Annotated in this window: 13 protein-coding genes and 1 pseudogene; 8 read left to right on the top strand and 6 right to left on the bottom strand. The window is 72.5% G+C overall.

What is annotated here, in order from left to right; all coding sequences use genetic code 11:
- Positions 1-255: 255 nt before the first annotated feature.
- A complete protein-coding gene (locus tag ACIQAC_RS23685) occupies positions 256-1521 on the bottom strand; it encodes an MFS transporter (RefSeq protein ID WP_402193933.1) in 1266 nt (421 codons plus the stop codon).
- A gap of 89 nt (positions 1522-1610) precedes the next feature.
- Between ACIQAC_RS23685 and ACIQAC_RS23680 the strand changes: the two genes are divergently transcribed.
- A complete protein-coding gene (locus ACIQAC_RS23680) occupies positions 1611-2057 on the top strand; it encodes a MerR family transcriptional regulator (protein ID WP_402193931.1) in 447 nt (148 codons plus the stop codon).
- Positions 2058-2085: 28 nt separating this feature from the next.
- On the opposite strand, the gene ACIQAC_RS23675 is transcribed toward ACIQAC_RS23680, so the two are convergent.
- A complete protein-coding gene (locus tag ACIQAC_RS23675; RefSeq protein WP_402193929.1) occupies positions 2086-4158 on the bottom strand; it encodes an NPCBM/NEW2 domain-containing protein in 2073 nt (690 codons plus the stop codon).
- Between the two features lie 164 nt (positions 4159-4322).
- Between ACIQAC_RS23675 and ACIQAC_RS23670 the strand changes: the two genes are divergently transcribed.
- Positions 4323-4523 carry a hypothetical protein gene (locus ACIQAC_RS23670; RefSeq protein WP_402193927.1) on the top strand — a complete coding sequence of 67 codons (201 nt, stop codon included), beginning with the start codon at positions 4323-4325 and terminating at the stop codon, positions 4521-4523.
- A 320-nt stretch (positions 4524-4843) separates the two neighbouring features.
- Positions 4844-5893 carry an NUDIX domain-containing protein gene (locus ACIQAC_RS23665; RefSeq protein ID WP_402193926.1) on the top strand — a complete coding sequence of 350 codons (1050 nt, stop codon included), beginning with the start codon at positions 4844-4846 and terminating at the stop codon, positions 5891-5893.
- 656 nt (positions 5894-6549) lie between these two features.
- On the opposite strand, the gene ACIQAC_RS23660 is transcribed toward ACIQAC_RS23665, so the two are convergent.
- Positions 6550-7905, bottom strand: a complete 1356-nt coding sequence (locus ACIQAC_RS23660; protein WP_402193925.1) for a dipeptidase — start codon at positions 7903-7905, stop codon at positions 6550-6552.
- A gap of 266 nt (positions 7906-8171) precedes the next feature.
- Between ACIQAC_RS23660 and ACIQAC_RS23655 the strand changes: the two genes are divergently transcribed.
- The gene (locus tag ACIQAC_RS23655; RefSeq protein ID WP_402193923.1) at positions 8172-9470 is read left to right on the top strand and encodes a geranylgeranyl reductase family protein; all 1299 of its coding nucleotides are present in this window, start codon (positions 8172-8174) and stop codon (positions 9468-9470) included.
- Between the two features lie 93 nt (positions 9471-9563).
- On the opposite strand, the pseudogene ACIQAC_RS23650 reads toward ACIQAC_RS23655, so the two are convergent.
- Positions 9564-10425 (bottom strand): annotated as a pseudogene (locus ACIQAC_RS23650) (DMT family transporter); the annotation flags it as partial.
- A gap of 113 nt (positions 10426-10538) precedes the next feature.
- On the opposite strand from ACIQAC_RS23650, the gene ACIQAC_RS23645 reads away from it, so the two are divergent.
- Positions 10539-11132: a TetR/AcrR family transcriptional regulator gene (locus tag ACIQAC_RS23645; protein ID WP_402193922.1), complete on the top strand. Its 594-nt coding sequence runs from the start codon at positions 10539-10541 to the stop codon at positions 11130-11132.
- A 21-nt stretch (positions 11133-11153) separates the two neighbouring features.
- On the opposite strand, the gene ACIQAC_RS23640 is transcribed toward ACIQAC_RS23645, so the two are convergent.
- Positions 11154-11954: a BTAD domain-containing putative transcriptional regulator gene (locus ACIQAC_RS23640; protein ID WP_402193920.1), complete on the bottom strand. Its 801-nt coding sequence runs from the start codon at positions 11952-11954 to the stop codon at positions 11154-11156.
- 107 nt (positions 11955-12061) lie between these two features.
- On the opposite strand from ACIQAC_RS23640, the gene ACIQAC_RS23635 reads away from it, so the two are divergent.
- From ACIQAC_RS23635 to ACIQAC_RS23625, 3 genes are read left to right on the top strand one after another with little or no spacing between them, the layout of a single operon-like run.
- Positions 12062-14218, top strand: a complete 2157-nt coding sequence (locus ACIQAC_RS23635; RefSeq protein WP_402193919.1) for an MMPL family transporter — start codon at positions 12062-12064, stop codon at positions 14216-14218.
- Positions 14219-14271: 53 nt separating this feature from the next.
- On the top strand, positions 14272-15507 hold the full coding sequence (locus ACIQAC_RS23630) for a sensor histidine kinase (protein WP_402193918.1): 1236 nt from the start codon (positions 14272-14274) through the stop codon (positions 15505-15507).
- The gene (locus ACIQAC_RS23625; protein WP_402193916.1) at positions 15504-16169 is read left to right on the top strand and encodes a response regulator; all 666 of its coding nucleotides are present in this window, start codon (positions 15504-15506) and stop codon (positions 16167-16169) included. Before ACIQAC_RS23630 ends, ACIQAC_RS23625 begins: the two co-directional genes overlap by 4 nt.
- Here ACIQAC_RS23625 and ACIQAC_RS23620 read toward each other — a convergent pair.
- Positions 16130-16417, bottom strand: coding sequence for a DUF6332 family protein (locus ACIQAC_RS23620; protein ID WP_402193915.1), 288 nt, complete (start codon positions 16415-16417; stop codon positions 16130-16132). The two genes, ACIQAC_RS23625 and ACIQAC_RS23620, sit on opposite strands and share 40 nt — an antisense overlap.
- Positions 16418-16466 lie beyond the last annotated feature (49 nt).

Raw genomic sequence — 16466 nt, 5'->3', positions numbered from 1 at the left:
CCGACCCCAAGCCCTACCTCTGGACCAAGACCGCAGACGAGATCCTTGAACGCCTCGCCTCTTATCTGAACAGAATTCCCGACTCAGAAGACTAGGGCCGGTCGGTCGGGGCAGGAACGTTCACGTGGGCCGCCGGCTCGCGTGGACGCCGCCATGACAGTCTCCGAGGCGCCAGGAGTGAAGTGGGTACTCCTGACGCCGAGCCTTTGTACGGAGGCTTCTCTGCGGTGGCCGGCGCGAGGGGCGGGCGCCGCTTCAGGGGTGCGTTGGTAGTGCCGGGATGTTGCGGAACGCGTGGTGTCGGGCCCCGGTGACGATGAGCAGGCTGACTGCTCCGAGGGCGGCGGCCGACGCGGCGACCGCGGAGACACCCGCGCTTTGCAGCAGGAGACCTCCGATGATGCCGCCCAGGGCCATCGCCGCGTTCCAGAGGGTGACGAGGACGGCCTGCGCGCTGTCGGCGGCGGCGCTGCCGCGTCGCATCCCGGCCTGTCCGGCCGCGGTTTGCAGCAGGGTCGGCGCACCGCCCCACCCCAGGCCCCAGAGGACAGCGGCGATCCAGACGATGGCGTGTGCGGTGGTGACGGCGAGAGCCGCCGTGGCGAGGGTGAACAGCGCCGCGTCGGCGACCGTCAACGTCCTTGGACGCCGGTCGACATGGCGTCCGACGTACCAGATGCTCAGCAGGCAGGCGACACCAAAGGCGAGGAGAACCGCGTCCGTTGCCGCCCCGAGCCCGGCGTGCCGCAGATAGGGCGCGATGTAGGCGTAGATGATCGTGTGCCCGAGGACGAACGTCGTGACCGTGGCCATGATCGCCGCGACACCGGGCACCGCGAGGGTCTGTCGCAGGGAAGACTTCGCTGATGCTGACGCTGACGCGGGGCCCGGATGGTTGGTGTCCGCCTTTTCGGGGGCGGGCCGACCCACGCCGGGGACGGACGCGCCGATCCAGCCGATGACGGCGAGAGTGACTACGGAGACAGCGCCGAACGCCGCCCGCCAGCCCACCTGTTCACCGATGAGGGTGCCCGCGGGAACTCCCAGGGACAACGCCACCGGGATCCCGGCCATCGCCACCGCGATGGCCCGCCCCTCCATACCGGCGGGTGCGATACGGCGGGCGTAGCCGGCGAGGATCGCCCACGCGAGGCCCGCGGCCACGCCGGCGAGGAAGCGGCCCGCGAGCAGGACGGCGTATCCGGGGGCGGCGGCAGTCAGTGTGTTGGCCACCAGGAACACGGCCATGGCGCCGAGCAGCAGTGGTTTGCGTGGAACGGACGCCGTCGCCGCGGCGAGCGGGATGGCGGTCAGGGCCGTACCGGCGGCGTAGACGGTGACGGCCTGGCCGGTGGCACCTGAACTGGTGCCCAGCGAGGCCGACATCTCGGGCAGCACACCGGCGGGCAGGGTCTCCGTGAGGCTTGTGATGAAGACGGCGGTGCCCAGGGCCAGCAGCGCCGACCAGGGCAGGCCGGACTGTCGCGCACGAGGCTGTGGGTCACAGGACGTGGTGGTCATGGACCGCATCCTGAAACGTTCACACAGGTGTGATGGTCAAGCCCGGATGTGCCGGGTAGCTTCGGCGGGTGTGAGGATCGGTGGCTGGTGTGAGGATCGGTGAACTGTCGCGCCTGACGGGCGCGTCGCGTCGGCTGCTGCGCTACTACGAGGAGCAGGGGCTGATCGTCCCGGACCGGGGCGAGAACGGGTACCGGGACTACGACGACCGCTATGTGGACCGGGTCAACCAGATCCGCGGCCTGCTCGACGCGGGCCTCCCCACGCGCATCATCAAGCAGATCCTTCCGTGCCTGGACAAACCGCGCTCGATCCACTTTCCCGACGCGACCCCGGAGATGCTGGCCCTGCTGGCCGCCGAGCGGGACCGGCTCACCGAGCGGATCGAGGTACTCGTCCGCAACCGCGACGCGATGAGCGAGTACCTGGCGGAAGTCGGACAGTGCCGGGCGCCGGCTCCCCGCGGCACGCCGGACTCCCCGTCGGTGGCGTCGTCGGTTACGCCCCGACGCACAGGAGCGTCCCCGTCGTGGTGACGGGGACGCTCCTGTCCGGAAGCCGGGGTCAGCAGCTCAGACGGATGTCCCCCCAGTCCGCGTGGTCCCAGGTGGAGCCGTCGCCGCCGTCGGTGACGAGGAGCCGGACCACGGTCGCGCCGGTGACGTCCGCGGTGAGCGACTCGGCGGGCATCGCGGTGGTGAGCACACTGCTGGCGGCGGTCCGTTCGTCGTCCGCCCAGACCTCGAAGGCGACGCTGCCCGTGTCGTGCGCCTCGTCGTCGACGCCGACGTGCGCGGTGACCGTCTCGCACTGACCGCCGGTGTAGTACTCGATCACACTCTCCGCGTGCACACCGAGCCCCTTCCGGTACACCGTGCCCTCGATGGTCAGGGGCGCGCCGTCGCCCGCCGCCTGCTCGCCGTTGCTCATGTCGCGCTCGGCCGGCCCCCATCCGTTGACCGACGACAGCCAGGGCAGATCACTCAGGGCCGAGGTGCCCGCGGGCGGCGCCACGGCCACGGTCGCGGTCAACGGCAGCTCGTTCTGGACGCGTTGGCCGTCCGGCGAGCGATAGCGCGTGCGCAGCGTCAGATCGTAGGAGCCCGGCTCGGTGCCCTCGGGTGCGGTGACCTTCCAGCGGGTGGTGAGGGAGCGGCCGGTCGGCAGCGAGCGGGCGGTGGTCGGCGAGGTGGCGCGGACCTTCCAGCCCTCGGGGCCGCGCAGAGAGACGGACACGTCCTTCGCGGCCGTCCGGCCGAGGTCGGTGACATGGCTCGTGAGCGTGGCCGGCTGACCGCCGACGACGAACGGGCGGGCGTCCAGCCCGAATTCGACGGCCGGCGGGTGCGTGGCCCAGCGGGAGTCCGCCCGGACGCGGAGCAGGACCGTGCCGTGCGCGGGCACGGTCGCCGCGATCGTGCCCGCGGTGTTGTAGCTGCGGTGCTGCCACAGGTCGCGGGCGGTGTACCCGGAGGCGCCCTTCAGGCCGACGGCCTTGGCGGTGGTGCTGACGCGCTGCGCGGTGCCGGTCTCGTTGAACAGCGCCACCGTACGGCTGCCGTCCTTCATCTCCTTGGAGACGACCCAGCGTCCGGCCTCCGACGACACGACCGCGCCCTGCTTGCCCAGCGGGTCCTGGTCGACGGCGATGACCTCGCGGTTGCCGAGGATCTCGAAGGTCTCGTCGGACGCCTCCCGCAGATCGCTGCCGATGAGCAGCGGCGCCGCCATGATCGACCACATGGAGAAGTGGGTGCGGTACTCGGTGTCCGTCATGCCGCCGTTGCCGACCTCCAGCATGTCGGGGTCGTTCCAGTTGCCCGGCCCCGCGTACGGGGCGAGCGGCAGGTTCCGCTTGAGGATCGACAGCATCGAACCCCACTCGTCGGTGATGTCACCGGTGGTGCGCCACAGATGGCCGACGTCCTGCGCCCACTCCCAGGGCCGGTTCTCGCCCCACTCGCAGATGCTGTAGACGATCGGGCGGCCGGTGGTGGCCGACGCGGCCCTCAGGGCGTCACGCATGGTCGTGTAGCGCAGTTCGGCGTCCACGCCCTCGTTGTTGCAGTTGTCGTACTTGAGGTAGTCGACACCCCAGTCGGCGAACTGCTGGGCGTCGCTGTACTCGTGGCCGAGCGCGCCCGGGAAGCCCGCGGTGTTGCAGGTCTTCACTCCGGCGCTGGTGTAGATGCCGAGCTTGAGGCCGCGGGAGTGCACGTAGTCCGCGACGGCCTTGATCCCGTTGGGGAACCGGACCGGGTCGGGGACGAGTTTGCCGTTCGCGTCACGGGAGGGCAGGGCCCAGCAGTCGTCGAGGTTGACGTACTCGTAGCCGGCGGCCTTGAGGCCCTTCTCGACGAAGATGTCGGCGATTCCCTTGACCATCGCCTCGTTGAACTCCGCACGGCAGTGGGTGGAGTTCCAGTTGTTGAAGCCCATCGGAGGGGTGAGGGCGAGACCGTCGTCCAGGGTGGGTGCGGCCGGTGCGGCGGGCGGGGTGGTCGCCTCCTCGGCGGAGGCCGCGGGCGCGGTGGCCGCCAGTGCGGACGGCGCCGCGAGTCCCGCCGTACAGAGAAGTCCGGCGGTGAGCAGTCCGACCAGTCTCCGTGCCGTGCGGTGGTGAAGGTAGCGCGTCATTACGTTCCTCCCAACGCGAAAGATCGGATGACAGCATGCCCATGCCATCCGTGCGGTCACGGTAGATCCTGTCCGAGTCTGTTGGAAGGGGTTGGATCCCGTTTGTTTTGCCGTGCCCGAAGGGGCAGCCGTGACCCTCTGGCGTCTGTGCAGTTGAGCCGTGCATGAAGAAGCGCAGCATGCTGGCCATCGCCTCCCTCGCCACCGGTTTCGTCGTCGCGGCCGTCACCCCGTCCCACGGGCTCGGCAGCGATCTGACCGAGGTCGACGTGCCGGGCACCCTGAACACCGTCGAGAAGACCATCGCCAGCGAGAGCCTGGCCATGGACCACAACCCCCTCGGAGGCGGCGCCGAGGCCAAGTGACCGCACCGCCGACCGAGCGCCGTGGGGGGGGGGGGGGGGGGGGGGGGGGGGGGGGGGGCCCCCCCCGCGGGGGGCGCCCCCCCCGCGGGGGGGGGGGGGGGGGGGGGGGGGGGGGGGGGGGCCCCCGCCCCCGCCCCCCCCCCCCCCGCCGGGGGGGCGCCCCCCCCCCCCCCCCCCCCCCCCCCCCCCCGCGCGGGGGCCCCCCCCCCCCCGCCGGGGCCCCCCCCCCCACGGCGCTTTCACGCACCCTCAACTGGGGCTGGTTTCCGTGGCAGGGTGGAGCGGGCAAGCCTCAGGGGGCCAACAGAAGAGGGGGAAACGTGATCGTTTGGATCAACGGCGCGTTCGGTGCGGGGAAGACCACCACCGCACGGGAACTGATCGAGCTGATCCCGGACAGCACGCTCTTCGACCCCGAGGTCATCGGTGGCGGGCTGACACATCTGCTGCCGCCCAAACGCCTCGCCGAGGTCGGCGACTTCCAGGACCTGCCGATCTGGCGCCGCCTGGTGATCGACACGGCCGCCGCGATGCTCGCCGAACTCGGCGGGACCCTCGTGGTGCCCATGACCCTGCTGCGCCAGGACTACCGCGACGAGATCTTCGGTGGCCTCGCCGCCCGTCGGATCAGCGTCCGCCATCTGCTTCTGACCCCGGCCGAAACGATCCTGCGCGAGCGCATAGCCCAGCGGGAGATACCCGCCGACCTCCCCGACGGCGAGATACGCGTACGGCAGTGGTCGTACGACCACATAGAGCCGTTCCGGGCGGCCCTCGCCGGCTGGCTCGCCGCAGACGCGCACCCCGTCGACAACGGCACCCTCACCCCGTACGACACCGCCGTGCGCATCGCCGAGGCCGTCGGCTCCGGGACCGCGCCCGTCAGCGACATCGTGCAGACCCCGGAACCCACCGCCGAGACCGTCGCCTCCGGTGTGCTGCTCTTCGACGAACAGGACCGCGTGCTGCTCGTCGACCCCACCTACAAGCCCGGCTGGGAGTTCCCCGGCGGCGTCGTCGAGGCCGGCGAGGCCCCCGCACAGGCCGGTATCCGCGAGGTCGCCGAGGAGACCGGCGTCCGCCTCGACGGCGTACCCCGGCTGCTCGTCGTCGACTGGGAACCGCCCGCACCACCCGGTTACGGTGGTCTGCGGCTGCTCTTCGACGGCGGCAGCCTCGACTCCACCGAAGCGGCGCGGCTGCTGCTGCCCGGCCCCGAACTGCGCGACTGCCGGTTCGTCACCGAACAGGAGGCCGCCCACCTGCTGCCCCCTGTGCGCTACGAACGACTGCGCTGGGCGCTGCGGGCCCGGGAGCGGGGCGCGGCCCTCTATCTGGAGGCGGGGGTGCCGGTGGGGGCGGGGGCCTGAGGCGGGTGTCGGCCGAGCCGGCTCCCGCAGCGACGATGCCGGTGCAGACCTGCGGCCGTGACTCGTCCTCGCCGGTGCCGGGCGCCCGCACGGCGGCCCGCTGCTCGCCGGTACCGCCGAAGTACTCGGAGCCCAGGGGTGCCACCGGTCCGCGTGCCGACCACTCGGAGAGGATCGTCCCGGCGTCCCGGCGTCCCGGCAGCCCGGCGTCCCGGCAGCCCGGCGGCCCGGCGGCCCGGCGGCCCGGCGGCCTGGGAGTCCGGGAGCCCGGGAGTCCGGGAGTCCGGCGGCCCGGGAGCCCGGCGGCCCGGCAGCCCGGGAGTCCGGGAGTCCGGCGGCCCGGCAGCCTGGGAGCTCGGCGGCCCGGCAGTCCGGTGGCCCGGCAATTGGCGGAGGCCCGGCAGACGGCGGAAGCCCGTCGCGTGCTCCCCGGCGCCGTCCGCGAGCGAGTCGCACGGGGTGTCCGTCACCGGCATCGGAGCGAGGCACTGTCCGATCGGCGCCGGGCGGGTGGCGGTGAGGGCGTCTGAGGCGGGGTCTCCGGATCGGCGTCGGGTGGGCGGCGGTGAGGGCGGGGGGTCACCCCCCGCCCAGGAGTCCGGCGTCGGCGGGTGCTGCCCGCGGTTCGTAGCCCGGGACCCGCGCCCGCCCCTCCGTCAGCTCCCCGCGTAGTTGCGCAGGAACAGGGCCTCCGCCACCGACAGACGCTCCAGCTCCTGCGGGGACACGCTCTCGTTGACCGCGTGGATCTGCGCCTCCGGCTCGCTGAGGCCGATGAGCAGGATCTCCGCGTCCGGGTAGAGGGCGGCGAGGGTGTTGCACAGCGGGATCGAGCCGCCCTGGCCCGCGTACTGCATCTCCTGGTCCGGGTACGCGACCGCCATCGCCTCGGCCATCGCCGCGTACGCCGGGCTGGTGGTGTCCGCGCGGAACGGCTGGCCCTGCCCGATCTGCTCGCTGCTCACCCGCGCGCCCCACGGCGTGTGCCGCTCCAGGTGGGCCTGGAGCAGCCGGGTCGCCTCGGCCGCGTCGACGCCCGGCGGCACCCGGAGGCTGACCAGCGCCCGCGAGCGCGCCTGCACCGACGGGGTGGCGCCCACGACCGGCGGGGCGTCGATGCCGAGGACCGTGACCGCAGGGGCGGCCCAGATCCGGTCGGCGACCGTGCCGGACCCGATCAGCTCCACGCCGTCCAGCACCTTGGCGTCCTTGCGGAACTGCTCCTCGTCGTAGCTCAGCCCCGTCCAGCCGGGACCGTCGCTCAGCCCGTCGACGGTGGTCGAACCGTCCTTGGCGCGCAGCGAGTCCAGTACGCGGATCAGCGCGGCCAGCGCGTCCGGGGCGGCGCCGCCGAACTGGCCCGAGTGCAGGTTGCCTTCGAGGGTGTCGACCGAGACGCGGACCAGCGTCATGCCGCGCAGGGTGGTGGTGACCGTCGGCAGGCCGACCCGGAAGTTGCCGGCGTCGCCGATCACGATGGTGTCCGCGGCGAGCAGCTCCGGGTGCTCCTCGGCGTACCGCTCCAGGCCGCCGGTGCCCATCTCCTCGGAACCCTCGGCGATCACCTTCACGTGTACCGGCACGCCGCCGTTGGCCCTGAGCGCGCGCAGCGCCAGCAGGTGCATGATCACGCCGCCCTTGCAGTCGGCGGCACCGCGCCCGTACCAGCGCCCGTCGCGCTCGGTCAGCGTGAACGGCGGGGTCGTCCAGGCGGCCTCGTCCAGCGGCGGCTGCACGTCGTAGTGCGCGTAGAGCAACACGGTCTTCGCGCCCTCGGGGCCGGGCAGATATCCGTACACCGACTGCGTGCCGTCGGGGGTGTCGAGCAGGGCGACGTCCTGGAAACCCTCGGCGCCCAGCGCGTCCGCGACCCAGCGCGCGGCACCCTCGCTCTCGCTCCTCGGGAACTGGTCGAAGTCCGCCACCGACTTGAAGGCCACCAGTTCGGTGAGCTCCGCCTTCGCCGTGGGCATCAGCGAGGCGACGGTCTCGGCGACCGGATTCGACGACATGGGCACGCTCCTCGTAGGTGCGACGTTGTACTTCTCTGTACGGGTCTGCGCGGTCGGCAGACGCCGCGAAGTGCAGTCTGGTTCTTGTGTGGACGCTTCTCCGCACGGACGGATCACGCTTTTGCGCACTGTTGACCGCACGGATGTAGGCGCGCCCTGGTGTGCGGGGCGCATACGGGCCGATCCTCCCACAGTGACCTGCGGCGCCTCCGCCGTAGGATGCGGGGGACAGTCGGCAGGCGGCGGATCGGGAGCAGTAGACCATCGTGAGCAGCGAGAACTCTTCGGCGGACGACGTGCGGCAGGTGTGGGACGTCGTCGTGGTGGGCGCGGGACCTGCGGGTGCCTCGGCCGCATACGCGGCGGCGGTCGCGGGACGGCGCGTCCTTGTGCTGGAGAAAGCGGAGCTGCCGCGGTACAAGACCTGCGGCGGCGGCATCATCGGCCCTTCGCGCGACGCGCTTCCGCCGGGCTTTGAACTGCCGTTCCAGGACCGGGTGCACGCGGTCACCTTCTCCAACAACGGCCGCTACACGCGCACGCGGCGCTCCAAGCAGATGCTGTTCGGCCTGATCAACCGGCCGGAGTTCGACCAGCAGCTGGTGGAGCACGCGCAGAAGGCGGGTGCCGAACTGCGGACCGGGGTCACGGTCACGCGGGTCGAGCAGCACGGCTCGGCGGTGCCCGACCGGCGTACGGTCGCGGTCGTCCTCCAGGGCGGCGAGACGCTCCTGGCGCGGGCGGTGGTCGGCGCGGACGGGAGCGCCAGCCGCATAGGAGCGCATGTCGGGGTCAAACTCGACCAGGTGGATCTCGGTCTCGAGGCGGAGATCCCGGTGCCGGAGACGGTGGCCGAGGACTGGAGGGGACGGGTCCTCATCGACTGGGGTCCGATGCCCGGCAGTTACGGCTGGGTGTTCCCCAAGGGCGACACCCTGACCGTCGGCGTGATCTCCGCGCGCGGCGAGGGCGCCGCCACCAAGCGGTATCTGGAGGACTTCATCGGGCGGCTCGGCCTCGCCGGCTTCGAACCGAGCATCTCGTCCGGCCACTTGACCCGCTGCCGCGCCGACGACTCGCCGCTGTCGCGCGGGCGGGTGCTGGTGTGCGGGGACGCGGCCGGGCTGCTGGAGCCGTGGACGCGCGAGGGCATCTCCTTTGCCCTGCGGTCGGGGCGGCTCGCGGGGGAGTGGGCGGTCCGGATCGCCGAGTCGCACGACGCGGTGGACGCCCGCCGCCAGGCACTGAACTACGCGTTCGCCGTCAAGGCGGGCCTGGGTGTCGAAATGGCCGTCGGCAAGCGGATGCTGAGCATCTTCGAGCGGCGGCCGGGGCTCTTCCACGCCGCGCTGACCGGGTTCCGTCCGGCGTGGAAGTCGTTCATGGACATCACGCGCGGCGCGACGACGCTCGGTGAGCTCGTCCGCAGCCGTCCGATGGCCCAGCGGGCGCTGCACATGATGGACCGGCGGGCGGCGGAGGCCCAGCAGCCGACGGACGCCGAGGAGTTGTCGAAGCCCGAGCCGGAGCCCGCGGAGGAGCCGGAGACGGGCAAGGGCGCCTGAGAGGGGCGTCCGTCGTGGACGCGGGCCGGTCGGTGACCGGCCCGCTTCGGCTGTCCGACTCGCTTGGGCTGCCCGCCCCGTCGCGCTGCCGCCGGCCCGTCCCGTTCACCACGGCGACCGCCGCCAGGGCGACGGCCAGGCCGATGCCGGTCTGGATGGTGAACGTCTCGCCGAACATCAGCGCGCCCCATACGGCGGTCACCGGTGCCATCAGGAACATCAGCGTGTTGACCCGGGTCACCCCGGAGCGCCGCAGCACCAGCCAGTAGAGGCCGTAGCCGCCGAACGTCGACAGGGTCACCAGCCACACGGTCGCGATCCAGAAGGACGCCGTCGCCGGCGGTGCGGCGGCGCCGGTCACCAGGGCGGCGCCGGTGAACACCACCGCGCTGGACGAGCAGTGGACCGTCATCGACACCAGGGGCGCGACCGGCGTCCGGGACCGCTCGTCGAGGAAGGTGGCCGCCACCAGGCAGAGCATCCCGGCGAACGGGACGAGGTACGTCCACCGGGCGACGGAACCGTTGGCCGCCGCGTCGGCCGTGCTGACCACCACGACCCCGGCGAGGCCGAGCCCCAGCCCGAGCCACTGCCTCCCCGACACGTACTGCCGCAGCAGCGGGCCCGCCAGCGCCCCGGCGACCAGCGGCTGGGTGCCGTCGATCAACGCCGTGGTGCCGCTGGAGACACCGAGCTGGATCGCGTAGTAGACGGTCAGCAGATAGCCGCTCTGGGAGAGCAGTCCGATCACGGTCTGCCGGCCGAGGTCGCGCGCGGTCAGGCGTCGCCACGCGTCCCGGCCGCGGATCACCGCCACGGCGCCGAGGACCACCGCCAACGGCAGAAAGCGCCACATCAGCAGCGTCACGGCACCGGACTGTCCGGTACCGAGCTTCGCGCCGACGAACCCCGAGCTCCAGCACAGGACGAACGCGGCGGAGAGGAGGACGTTCATGATGCGCTCCCTCGGTGACGTCTGGACGCTCGTGACTCGGCGGACCCGTGACTATACCGATCTGTATACCTGCCTCGGGGAATCCACTATACAGATCGGTATAGTCTGGTGTCATGAGCATCAGGCGGATCACGATGACCCCCGGCGCCCGCCGGGTGCTGGAGGCGGCGTCCCGGCTCTTCTACGAGCGCGGAATCCACGCCGTAGGGGTGGACCTGATCGCCGCCGAGGCGGGCGTGACGAAGAAGACGCTCTACGACCGGTTCGGCTCCAAGGAGCAGCTCGTCGTCGAGTACCTCGCCGCCCGGGACGAGCGCTGGCGGCAGTTCCTCGCCGAGCGGACCCCAGAGGTGGGGGCGGGGCCCGCCGACCGTGTCCTGGCGGTCTTCGAAGCCTCCCGTGCCTGGATGTCCGAGAACGGCGCCAAGGGATGCAGCATGGTCAAGGCGCACGCAGAGATCAGCGACCCCGTCCATCCGGCGTTCGCGATCATCACCGCCCAGAAGCAGTGGATGCTGGCCCTCTTCACCGGGCTGGTGGGGGAGTTGGGCCCGGACCGCGCGGACGAGCGGGCCCGGACGCTCATGCTGCTGCACGAAGGTGCGCTGGTCGCCCACGGGGTCCGGGTCTTCCCGGATCCGATCGGGCACGCGCGGGACGAGGCGGGCAGACTCCTCGCCGACTGGGCACGCGAGGCGGCCGGGTGAGGGACCGGTGGCCGCCGTGTCTCAGGACACCGGCACCGCGGGCAGCGGCAGCAACTCCGGGTCCTGACGCAGGATCCGGGTGTGCAGTGACCGCAGGGCCGGCGCCGGGTCGGCGCCCATCGCCTCCGCCAGCCGCTGTCGTGCCGCCTCGTAGACGGTGAGGGCGTCCGTGGGGCGGCCGGTCCGGCACAGCGCGATCATCAGCAGCTCGACCGGGCGCTCGCGCAGCGGATGCGCGGCGACCAGACGCACCAGCTCATGGACGTACTCGAAGGAGCGGCCGAGGGTGATCTCGCCGGTCAGCCGGGCCTCCAGGACGGTCAGCCGCTTCTCGGCCCAGCGCAGGCGCTCCGCCGCGAGATACGGCGCCGCAAGTCCCTCCGCGAAGTCGCCGCGCCACAACTCCTCGGCCCGCCGGGCGAGTCCAACGGCCCGCTCGACCTCACCGGCGTCCCGCGCGGCCAGTGCCTCGTCGACGAGACGCCGGCGCTCGCGCAGGTCGGCGAGGTCCGTGCCGGAGAGCCGGTATCCGGCGCCGGTCCACGCCAGCTCCGGCCCCGGGCCCAGCGCGCGGCGCAGTCCGGAGACGTACTTCTGCACGAGGTTGCGCACATGCACGGGCGGTGTGCCGCCCCAGACGGCTTCGACCAGACCGTCGTAGGAGAGCGGGTGGTGCTCCTGGAGGAGGAGTACGGCGAGGACGGCGCGCTGTCTGGGCGGGCCGAGGGGGATCTCGGTGCCGGACCGCAGGGCGCGCAGGGGGCCGAGGATCTCGAAGCGCAGCGTGTCCGCGTCCACCGGTCCGACACTCGCCTCAGCCATGCGTCGAGCCTATCCCGGGCCGCGTCTTCCAGTGGATCTTCCAGCGGGCCTTCCAGTGGCCTCGCCGACGGTGAGCGGGACAGTGACCTCCGGCGAAAGGCTCCACGATGCTCACCCGGCTCGGCCGTCCGGCGGTGGGGCACAGCCGTGCCGTGCTGCTCGGCTTCCTGATCGCGTTTCTCGGTCTTGCCGCCTACGGCGCCGGCGCGCAGGCCGATCTCGAACTTTCCCGCTGGGACTCGCCCGGCACCGAGTCGGTGCGCGCGGGCGAGCAGGTCCGCGACCACTTCGGCACCGGAAACCCCAATCTCGCCCTGCTCGTCACCGCCCGCGACGGCGACGTCGACAGCCCCGTCACCACCCGGGCCGCCCGTGAACTCGCCGCCGAGGTCGGGCGGTTGCCCCTCGTCGGCGACGTCACCTCCTACTGGGACAGCGACAGTCCGGCGCTGCGCGGCGAGGACGGCCGCCGCGCGCTGATCCTCGTGCACCTGGTGGGGACGGCCACCGAGACCCGGCAGGAACTCGCCACACTCTCGCCCGAGTTGACCCGCACCACCGCCGAACTCGCCGTACGGGTCGGCGGTCAGGAGGAGATCAGCCGGCAGGTCGGCGAGCAGGCGCGGGCCGACTTCCTGCGCGCGGAGGTCTTCGCGCTGCCCGCCGTACTCCTGCTGCTGATCCTCGTCTACCGGCGCACAACGGCCGCGCTCCTGACGCTCGGTGTCGGACTCTTCGCCGTGCTCGGCACCCTCGCCGGGCTGCGCGCGATCGCACAGTTCACCGAGGTGTCGACGTTCGCGGCCAACCTGGCACTCGTCCTCGGTCTCGGACTCGGCGTCGACTACAGCCTGTTCATGATCAACCGGTACCGGGAGGAACGGGCCGCCGGCCGGGCGCAGGAGGACGCCGTGCTGCGCGCCACCGCCGTCGCCGGGCGGACCGTGCTGTTCAGCGGGGTCACCGTGGCCGTCTCGCTGAGCGCGCTGCTGGTGTTCCCGTTCTTCTTCCTGAGCTCGTTCGCCTACGCCGGGATCCTCGTTGTCCTCACCGCGGTGACCGGCGCCGTACTCCTCCTGCCCGCCGCCCTCGCCCGCTGGGGCCACCGCGTCGAACGTCCCGCCGCGCCCGCCTCGGGGTTCTGGCACCGCACCGCCCTGCTCGCCATGCGCCGCCCGCTGCTCGCCGGGGCGGGAGTCCTGACCGTGCTCCTCGTCGCCGCCTCGCCGGTACTGGGCCTGCGCTTCGGCCTCCCGGACGAGCGCACGCTTCCCGAGGGCACCAGCTCGCGCACCACTGCCGAGATCGTGCACCGCGAGTTCGCCGCCGAGCCCACCGACACCGTCCAGATCGTCCTCACCGAACCGGCCGACACCCGCGCCTACGCGGCCGAACTCTCCCGTGTCCCGGGCGTGTTCCAGGTCGACGCGCCCTCCGGCGCCTACCACGACGGCGAGCGGACCGGCCCGCCCGGACAGGGCCGGCTCACCGGCGACGACGGCCGTGTACGCCTCGCGGTCGTACCCGAACAGCGGACCATGTACGGCGACGTGCCCGCCTTCGTCGAACGGCTCAGGGACACCACGGCCCCGGCCGGCGCGCTCGTCGGCGGCTATCCCGCCGAGACCACGGACTTCCGCGCCACCCTCCTGGACCGGCTCCCGCTCGCCGTCGGGATCGTGCTGGTGGCGACGTACGTGATCCTCTTCCTCATGACCGGCAGTGTGCTGCTGCCCCTCAAGGCGACCGTGCTCAACCTGCTCAGCCTGTCCGTGATGTTCGGCTGCCTGGTCTGGGTCTTCCAGGACGGCAACCTCTCCGGACTGCTCGGCTTCACACCCGCGGGATCGATCGAGCCCAGCATCCCGGTCCTCATGTTCTGCGTGGCCTACGGGCTCTCCATGGACTACGAGGTGTTCCTGCTGGCCCGCATCAAGGAGGAGCACGAACGCACCGGCGACACCGTGCGCGCGGTCGGCGAGGGCATCCGGCGCAGCGCCCCGCTGATCACCGCCGCGGCCGGGATCCTCGCCCTGTCCTTCCTGTCGTACGCCACCGGAGGCGTCGTCTTCCTGAAGGAGATGGGTATCGGCACGGCCCTGACGATCCTCGTCGACGCGACCCTGATCCGGGTGGTGCTGCTGCCGGTCACCATGCGGCTCGCGGGCCGCGCCAACTGGTGGGCGCCACGCGCGCTGCGCCGGCTGCGGATCAGGGAGCAGACCCCGGCGCGCGACGACGTACTTCCGCGGGAGTACGTGTGATCACGCCGCCCGGCTGACGTCGGGGACGGCCGGCGGCGTCTAGCGTGGCGGACATGGACAGGGAGCAGGGGCGATGGGCCGCCGCGCCGCGCTGGTGGCGGCAGGGGCCGCCGTGGTGGAACCGCTGGGACGGGGAGAGCACAAGCCGGCTGCCCTGGCGGTCCACCCTGCCGCTGACCGTCTTCGTCCTCGTCGGGTCGAACTTCGCCTCCGAGGCGCAGGCCGGTGAGCGTGTGGCACTGGACCCCTTCGCGCGGGTGCTGCTGATCGTCGGCTGTGCGCTGCTGCTGTTCCGCAAACGCCGGCCGGTCCTCGTCGCGTTCGGTACGGCACTGACCGCGATGCTCTACCTGGGCGCCGGGTACGCGTACGGGCCGGTGTTCTTCACGGTGGCGCTGGGGTTCTTCAGCGCGCTCGTGGCGGGGCACCGGCGGGCCGCGTGGGGTGCCGTCGCCATGCTCTGGGCCGGTCATGTGCTGGTCGGCCACTGGCTCTACCAGTGGCTGCCGCGGTCCGGCGACCACGCCGCGCCCTGGGGACAGGAAGTGGTGGTCGCGGCCTGGCTCGCGGCGATCGGGGCGGTGGCCGAGCTGACCCGGGTACGGCGCGAGCAGTGGGACAAGGAGCGCGAGGAACGCGCCCAGGCGGCCCGGCGGCGCGCCGACGAGGAGCGGTTGCGGATCGCCCGCGAACTGCACGACGTCCTCGCGCACAGCATCTCCGTGATCAACGTCCAGGCAGGAGTGGGTCTCGCCCTCCTCGACTCCGACCCGGAACAGGCGCGGACCGCGCTGACCACGATCAAGTCCGCCAGCAAGGAGGCGCTCGGCGAGGTCCGCCAGGTCCTCGACACGCTCCGCACCCCCGGTGACGCCCCCCGCGCGCCCGCCCCCGGCCTCGACCGGCTCCCGGAACTCGTCGAGCAGGCGGCCTCCGCCGGACTCACCGTCGACGTCGAGGGGAAGGCGCCCCGCCTGTCACCGGGCGCCGACCTCGCCGCCTTCCGGATCGTCCAGGAGGCCCTCACCAACGTCGTACGGCACTCGGGGTCCCGGCGGGCGCGGGTCCGCCTGGAGCACGGCGGCGGCGCGCTGCGGCTGCGGGTCGACGACGACGGCCCCCCGACCGGTACCGACGCGGGTGGCAGCGGCAACGGGCTGGCCGGAATGCGGGAGCGGGCCGCGGCGCTCGGTGGCACCATCGAGGCGGGCCCGCGCGCCGACGGCGGGTTCCGGGTGCTGGCGGTACTGCCCCTGTCGGACCAGGAGCGCAAGGAGGACGACCGGTGATCCGCGTACTGCTCGCCGACGACCAGTCACTGGTACGGGCCGGGTTCCGCGCCCTGCTGGACGCGCAGCCGGACGTCGAGGTGGTCGCGGAGGCGCCCGACGGCGAGGAGGCCGTGCGCAAGGTGCGCGAACTGCGGCCGGACGTCGTCCTGATGGACATCCGGATGCCGGTCCTCGACGGTCTCGCCGCGACCCGGCGGATCACCGGGGACGCCGAACTGGCCGACGTCAAGGTGGTCATGCTGACCACCTTCGAACTCGACGAGTACGTCTTCGAGGCGATCCGGTCCGGCGCCTCGGGCTTCCTGGTGAAGGACACCGAGCCGGAGGAACTCGTGCGCGCCGTACGGGCGGTGGTGGCCGGTGACGCCCTGCTGTCGCCCGGGGTGACCCGGCGGCTGATCGCCGAGTTCGCCGCCCGCTCCAAGGAACCCGCGGCGGCACAGACCCTCGGCCGGCTCACCGAGCGGGAACGGGAGGTGATGGCGCTGGTCGGGATCGGGCTGTCCAACGAGGAGATCGCCCGCCGTCTGGTCGTCAGCCCGCTCACCGCGAAGACCCACGTCAGCCGCACCATGGTGAAGCTCGGTGTGCGCGACCGGGCCCAACTCGTCGTGCTGGCCTACGAGTCGGGGTTGGTCCGGCCCGGCTGGCTCGGCTGACCGCCTCGCCGGCCGAAGCGCAGCAGCACACTGACCACCCGGGCGAGGAACAGCACCGGGGCGAGCACCGAACCGGTGCGCAGCAGCACGGATTCGAGCGTCCGGGACAGGTCGAACAGCAGGGCGGGACCGGCCACCACCGCGAACAGCAGCGCCGCCGCGAACGCCGCGCTGGCCAACGCGTAGCCGATCTCGATGGTCATCGCGTCGCGTTCGCCCTGCGAGCGCCGTCCCCCGTAAGTGCTCATCCCCGCAGTGTCACGGCCGAGTGCCCGGCGAGGCAAGCCAACCCCGCCG

Source organism: Streptomyces sp. NPDC088387 (assembly GCF_044753385.1).
GTDB lineage: Bacteria > Actinomycetota > Actinomycetes > Streptomycetales > Streptomycetaceae > Streptomyces.
Note: the sequence above shows the minus strand (reverse complement) of the source record. Positions and strands in the feature narration are given on the sequence as shown.

What these genes read in the sequence shown, in the direction of transcription:
- ACIQAC_RS23640 (WP_402193920.1), bottom strand. Translation starts at nt 11,954, where the DNA reads ATGGCTGAGGCGAGTGTCGGACCGGTGGACGCGGACACGCTGCGCTTC.
- ACIQAC_RS23685 (WP_402193933.1), bottom strand. Translation starts at nt 1,521, where the DNA reads ATGACCACCACGTCCTGTGACCCACAGCCTCGTGCGCGACAGTCCGGC.
- ACIQAC_RS23645 (WP_402193922.1), top strand. Translation starts at nt 10,539, where the DNA reads ATGAGCATCAGGCGGATCACGATGACCCCCGGCGCCCGCCGGGTGCTG.
- ACIQAC_RS23670 (WP_402193927.1), top strand. Translation starts at nt 4,323, where the DNA reads ATGAAGAAGCGCAGCATGCTGGCCATCGCCTCCCTCGCCACCGGTTTC.
- ACIQAC_RS23630 (WP_402193918.1), top strand. Translation starts at nt 14,272, where the DNA reads ATGGACAGGGAGCAGGGGCGATGGGCCGCCGCGCCGCGCTGGTGGCGG.
- ACIQAC_RS23675 (WP_402193929.1), bottom strand. Translation starts at nt 4,158, where the DNA reads ATGACGCGCTACCTTCACCACCGCACGGCACGGAGACTGGTCGGACTG.
- ACIQAC_RS23660 (WP_402193925.1), bottom strand. Translation starts at nt 7,905, where the DNA reads ATGTCGTCGAATCCGGTCGCCGAGACCGTCGCCTCGCTGATGCCCACG.
- ACIQAC_RS23635 (WP_402193919.1), top strand. Translation starts at nt 12,062, where the DNA reads ATGCTCACCCGGCTCGGCCGTCCGGCGGTGGGGCACAGCCGTGCCGTG.
- ACIQAC_RS23620 (WP_402193915.1), bottom strand. Translation starts at nt 16,417, where the DNA reads ATGAGCACTTACGGGGGACGGCGCTCGCAGGGCGAACGCGACGCGATG.